This is a genomic window from Betaproteobacteria bacterium, from assembly GCA_016791345.1.
Lineage (GTDB): Bacteria > Pseudomonadota > Gammaproteobacteria > Burkholderiales > JAEUMW01 > JAEUMW01.
The window spans coordinates 1-4,185 of the sequence record JAEUMW010000101.1 but is presented as its reverse complement, the minus strand read 5'-3'; the positions used below and the strand labels follow the sequence as shown (position 1 = coordinate 4,185).

General features: G+C 67.0%; 6 protein-coding genes. 1 reads left to right on the top strand and 5 read right to left on the bottom strand.

The features are described from left to right. The 3 genes from JNK68_04090 to JNK68_04080 form a co-directional block, all read right to left on the bottom strand. Nucleotides 1-191: glyoxalase/bleomycin resistance/dioxygenase family protein (locus tag JNK68_04090; GenBank protein ID MBL8539532.1), on the bottom strand; the 191-nt coding region annotated here is incomplete at its 3' end. Nucleotides 192-315: 124 nt separating this feature from the next. Next, nucleotides 316-840, bottom strand: coding sequence for a hypothetical protein (locus tag JNK68_04085; protein ID MBL8539531.1), 525 nt, complete (start codon nucleotides 838-840; stop codon nucleotides 316-318). A gap of 99 nt (nucleotides 841-939) precedes the next feature. Then, on the bottom strand, nucleotides 940-1,863 hold the full coding sequence (locus JNK68_04080; GenBank protein ID MBL8539530.1) for a ketopantoate reductase family protein: 924 nt from the start codon (nucleotides 1,861-1,863) through the stop codon (nucleotides 940-942). A 94-nt stretch (nucleotides 1,864-1,957) separates the two neighbouring features. Here JNK68_04080 and JNK68_04075 point away from each other — a divergent pair, with 94 nt between their 5' ends. Next, complete coding sequence (locus JNK68_04075; protein ID MBL8539529.1) at nucleotides 1,958-2,830, top strand: dienelactone hydrolase family protein; 873 nt, start codon at nucleotides 1,958-1,960, stop codon at nucleotides 2,828-2,830. 22 nt (nucleotides 2,831-2,852) lie between these two features. On the opposite strand, the gene JNK68_04070 is transcribed toward JNK68_04075, so the two are convergent. Beyond that, nucleotides 2,853-3,797, bottom strand: a complete 945-nt coding sequence (locus tag JNK68_04070; GenBank protein ID MBL8539528.1) for a hypothetical protein — start codon at nucleotides 3,795-3,797, stop codon at nucleotides 2,853-2,855. A gap of 102 nt (nucleotides 3,798-3,899) precedes the next feature. Continuing rightward, nucleotides 3,900-4,185, bottom strand: a 286-nt coding sequence (locus tag JNK68_04065; protein MBL8539527.1) for a GreA/GreB family elongation factor, incomplete at its 5' end; no start/stop codon positions are given.

Below are 4,185 nucleotides of genomic sequence, written 5' to 3'. Positions count from 1 at the left end.
GCGATCACGATGTCCTTCGCGATGTGCGGCGGAATCGCGTGCACGAGGAGTTGGATGTCCGGCGACTGGAGAACGATCAGCTCCGCGGATTCGTGAAGCCTGCGAAAGCCCACGACAGCTTCGTAGAACTGCGCGAGCCGCTGCATGTCCTTGGCGTAGAGGAAAAGACCTGCGCGAGCAGGGCTGGACATAGGTGCTCCCGTATCATTCTCCAGATGAGCTTCTGTGCGCGCCTAACCGTGTCCTGAAGACGCCCAGAAGTGCGGTTCCGCGCCGACAGCACTGGCCGGACGGCTTGAAACCCGCTAAGGATGATTACTGAATCCCAAACATTCTAAGAGCACTGGCGACTTGACCTCTGAGGTTGTACCAGCGCGTCGCGTTGTGGATTCGAGCAGGTGGCGCCTGACCCAGATCCCTGACTTTGCACCACTCGATCCTCAAGTCGGCAAGCTTCTTAGCGACGACCACTATGTCATTGATGCATTTGTCGGCATCGACTCTTGAAAGGGCCCATTCTCTGCCGACAGAACGAGGATTCCGCAGGTTTGGAATCCCAATAAAGTCAGGTTCGCCAACTTCGGTTGGCGCGCTCCAGCCAAAAATTAGCGGGTTGTGAGCAACATGGTTGCGAACGATGGCGAGCTTCAGGGAATCGTTCCAACTGCGTAGAGAGGTTCTACGCCACTTTGCGCTGATGCTCCGATCCTCAACATATCCCTTCAGTTGACGGACTCGCGCAGAGAATGGGGTGTCCGCAAAGCTCTTGATTCTTGCGTGTTGCTCGGAAAGTTGGATCAGCCAGAGCACCGACTCGAACTCCAGCGCTGAGAAATTCAAGACTATCTTCCCAACCCGCTGAGTCCACGGCTTCGTGTGCGGGGAATCAACCGCGTGCCTGAATCGGCTCATGATCCAACTCTGCTATTGCGACACGATTCACTCACCCCCGCCCCCCGCATGCAGCGTCAGCGCTGCGCGAACGAAGCTGTTGGCGGGCGCGGGGATGCCGAGCTCGTCGCTGTCGCGTGCGACAGTGCCGCTCAGCCATTCCAGCTCCAGCGGATTGCCGCGCCGCAGATCGCCCAGCATCGACGCCACGAGTTCCCGCGGCAGCGTGTCCATGAAGGCAAGCTGACGCTCCGCGCTGTCTTCCGGCAGCGCGACGCCGCGCGCGCGCCCGAGCGCGGCCGCCTCGGACATCACCTGCAGCAGCAGGGCGCGCGTCAGCGGGTTCTCGCGCACCGGGCCGAGCGGGCAGCGGGTGAGCGTAGTGGTGGCACTCAGGCCGACCAGGAACACGAATTTCTCCCAGATCGCGCGCTCGATGCTGTCGCTCAGGTGGGCGTCGATGCCGGCGGCAAGGCATGCCGCAAGTAAGGCCTCGGCGCGCGCGCTGCGCGACCCGTCGAGCTCGCCGAAGACGAGCCGCTGCAGCGTGCCGTTGTGGCGGATGACACCAGGTGATTCGATGAGGGCGGAGATCTGCGCGAGGCCGCCGAGCACGCGCTCGCGGCCGAAACGTTCGGCGAGCAGTCGCACCGCCTGGACGCCGTTCTGCAGCGACACGATCGCGCTCCGCTCGCGCATGACGGGGACGGCCGCGTCGATTGCGTCCGCCGTGCCCCAGAGCTTGACCGCGATGATGACCAGGTCGCACGGACCGAGCGTTTTCGGATCGTCGGTGGCCTCCACCGGCTGCACATGCACCGCGCCCAGCGCGCTCTCGACCCGCAAGCCGTTCGTACGCAGCGCCGCGAGATGCGCTCCGCGCGCCACGAACGCGACTTCCGTCCCCGAGGCCGCGAGCCGGCCGCCGAAATAGCCGCCGACACCGCCGCTGCCGATGATGCAGATTCTCATGTCCTGATTCCCTCCTTGGCTGGGGTGCACCCCTCTGTTACCCTCCTGCGGGGCTAAAGATGACAGCCTGTCTCGCCGACCGCAAGGACTACCCATGTCAGACTCCGAACGCCTGAGCCTGCAGCCGCCACCCACCGAATGGAACCGTCGCGGATTCGTGGTCTCTGTCCTCGGCGCCGGCTTCGCACTTGCCGTGCAGCCGATCTGCGCGCAGACGACGATCGTCACCGACACCGTCGGCATCGAGTCGGGCGAGGTGCGCATTCCCGTTTCCGGCGGCACGATGCCGGCATACCGCGCAATGCCCGCGGAGGGCGGGCCGTTTCCGACGGTGCTGGTGGTGCAGGAGATCCTCGGTGTGCACGAGCACATTCGCGACATCTGCCGCCGGCTCGCGAAGCTCGGCTACTTCGCCGTCGCCCCCGAGCTCTATGCGCGCCAGGGTGACGTGTCGAAGATGACCGACGTGAGCGAGATCTTCGCCAAGGTGGTGAACAACGTACCCGACGCGCAGGTGCTGGCGGACCTCGACGCGACGGTGGCGTGGGCCGGCGAGACCGGGCACGCGAACACGCAGAAGCTCGCCATCACCGGATTCTGCTGGGGCGGGCGCATCACCTGGCTGTACGCCGCGCACAATCCGTACGTGAAGGCGGCCGTGGCTTGGTACGGGCGGCTCACGGGGCATCCGACGCCGATGCAGCCGCAGCACCCGATCGACGTGGTGACAGCGATCACGGTGCCGGTGCTGGGACTCTACGGCGGCCGCGACGAAGGCATCCCGCTCGACCAGGTCGAACTCATGCGCGCAGCGATCTCACGCGGCGGCAACCGCGCACGGATCATCGTTTATCCCGATGCACCGCATGCGTTCAATGCGGATTACCGCCCGAGCTACCGCAAGGCCGCGGCCGAGGACGGCTGGCGCCGCATGATCGAGTGGTTCCGCGCCAACGGCGTGGAGTGAAGCCGGGCAGCGACCGGGCGCGTCACTGCTGCACGCCGTCGAAGAACTCGCGCATCAGGAACGCCTCCAGCCCGGCGGTGTCCTTGGCGCGCGCCGAGAGCGTGAGATTGCGGCCGAGTCGCCTCGATTCCCAGAGGAAATCCTCCTGCTCGTACTCGCGGATGATGCCGATGATCCGGCGCACCACCGCGATGCGGATGTCGCTGTTGTTGCCGCGGCGCACCTCGATCGTCTGTGCGGTGTTGCGGCGGATGTCGCGATTCCAGCCGAAGAAGACGAACTCCGCGTCGTCATAGCCCAGGCGCTTGATCTGGAAGATGCCGCCGCCGCGCGTGGGGTCGCTGCCGAAGGTCGGCGTGCGATCGGTGCCCAGATTCGCGGCAACGAGGCGCTGCGTGCGCGCGGCCGCGTCCTCGACCGGGGGCTGCGGCTCGGCGGCGCTGGCCGGCGCGGGCGGCGGCGCCGACTCGTTGCGGGCACGGCGGCGGGCCTCCAGCATCGATGAGAAATCCTCCGCCGGCGGCGTCTCTTTCGGCGCCGGCTTGATCATAGGTGGCGCAGGCGGCGCGGACGGCACCGGTGTCTTCGCGCTCGGCTTGTTCAGGGCCAGCACCGGCGGTGCCGGCGCCGGGCGCGGCGGCACTTTCGGCGGACGCACCTGGGGTGCGGGCTTCGGCGCGGGCGGCGGTGCGGGCCGCGCCTGCGGCGCCGGTGACGGCTTCGGAACGGTCGCTGGCGCCGGCGGCGGGGCCGGCGACGGACTCGGCTGCGGGGCGAGCCGGACCATGAGCGAGCCGCTCGACTTGCCGCGCTCCGGCCCCTCCGTCGACGGGAACAGGATCTCCGGCTTCCACACCCACAGCAGCAGGACCACGGCGAGGTGCACGAGCAGCGACAGCAGAATCGCCACCCAGATGGTGGGAATCGCGACGACGTCGTGTCGGGGATCGGTGAACCGATCGCGCATGGTCAGGGAATCAGGTGGTCAGGTCGCACGAGGGATGGCATCCACCACGTCGGACCCAGGCGCACCGCGGCGGGTTCAGAGGCGAGCCACCGTGGGCCGCCATCACGGCAGGGATTCGTAGCGAATCTCGACGACCTCGATCTGCTCCGTCCCCGCAGGTGTGCGCAGGTTGACGACATCGCCCTCGCGCGTCTTGAGGAGCGCCCGCGCAACGGGCGAGATCCAGGACACGCGCCCGCGCGCCGGGTCGACCTCGTCGATGCCGACGATGGAGAGCGTGCGCTCGCCGCCCGCCGCGTCGGCAATGGTGACGGTCGCGCCGAAGAACACCTGCTCGTGCTGCCGGCCCTGGTGGTCGACGACCTCGACCGTCTCCAGCCGCTTCATC

Coding starts and splice junctions, on each gene's coding strand:
- JNK68_04080 (MBL8539530.1), bottom strand. CDS start 1,863: ATGAGAATCTGCATCATCGGCAGCGGCGGTGTCGGCGGCTATTTCGGC.
- JNK68_04075 (MBL8539529.1), top strand. CDS start 1,958: ATGTCAGACTCCGAACGCCTGAGCCTGCAGCCGCCACCCACCGAATGG.
- JNK68_04070 (MBL8539528.1), bottom strand. CDS start 3,797: ATGCGCGATCGGTTCACCGATCCCCGACACGACGTCGTCGCGATTCCC.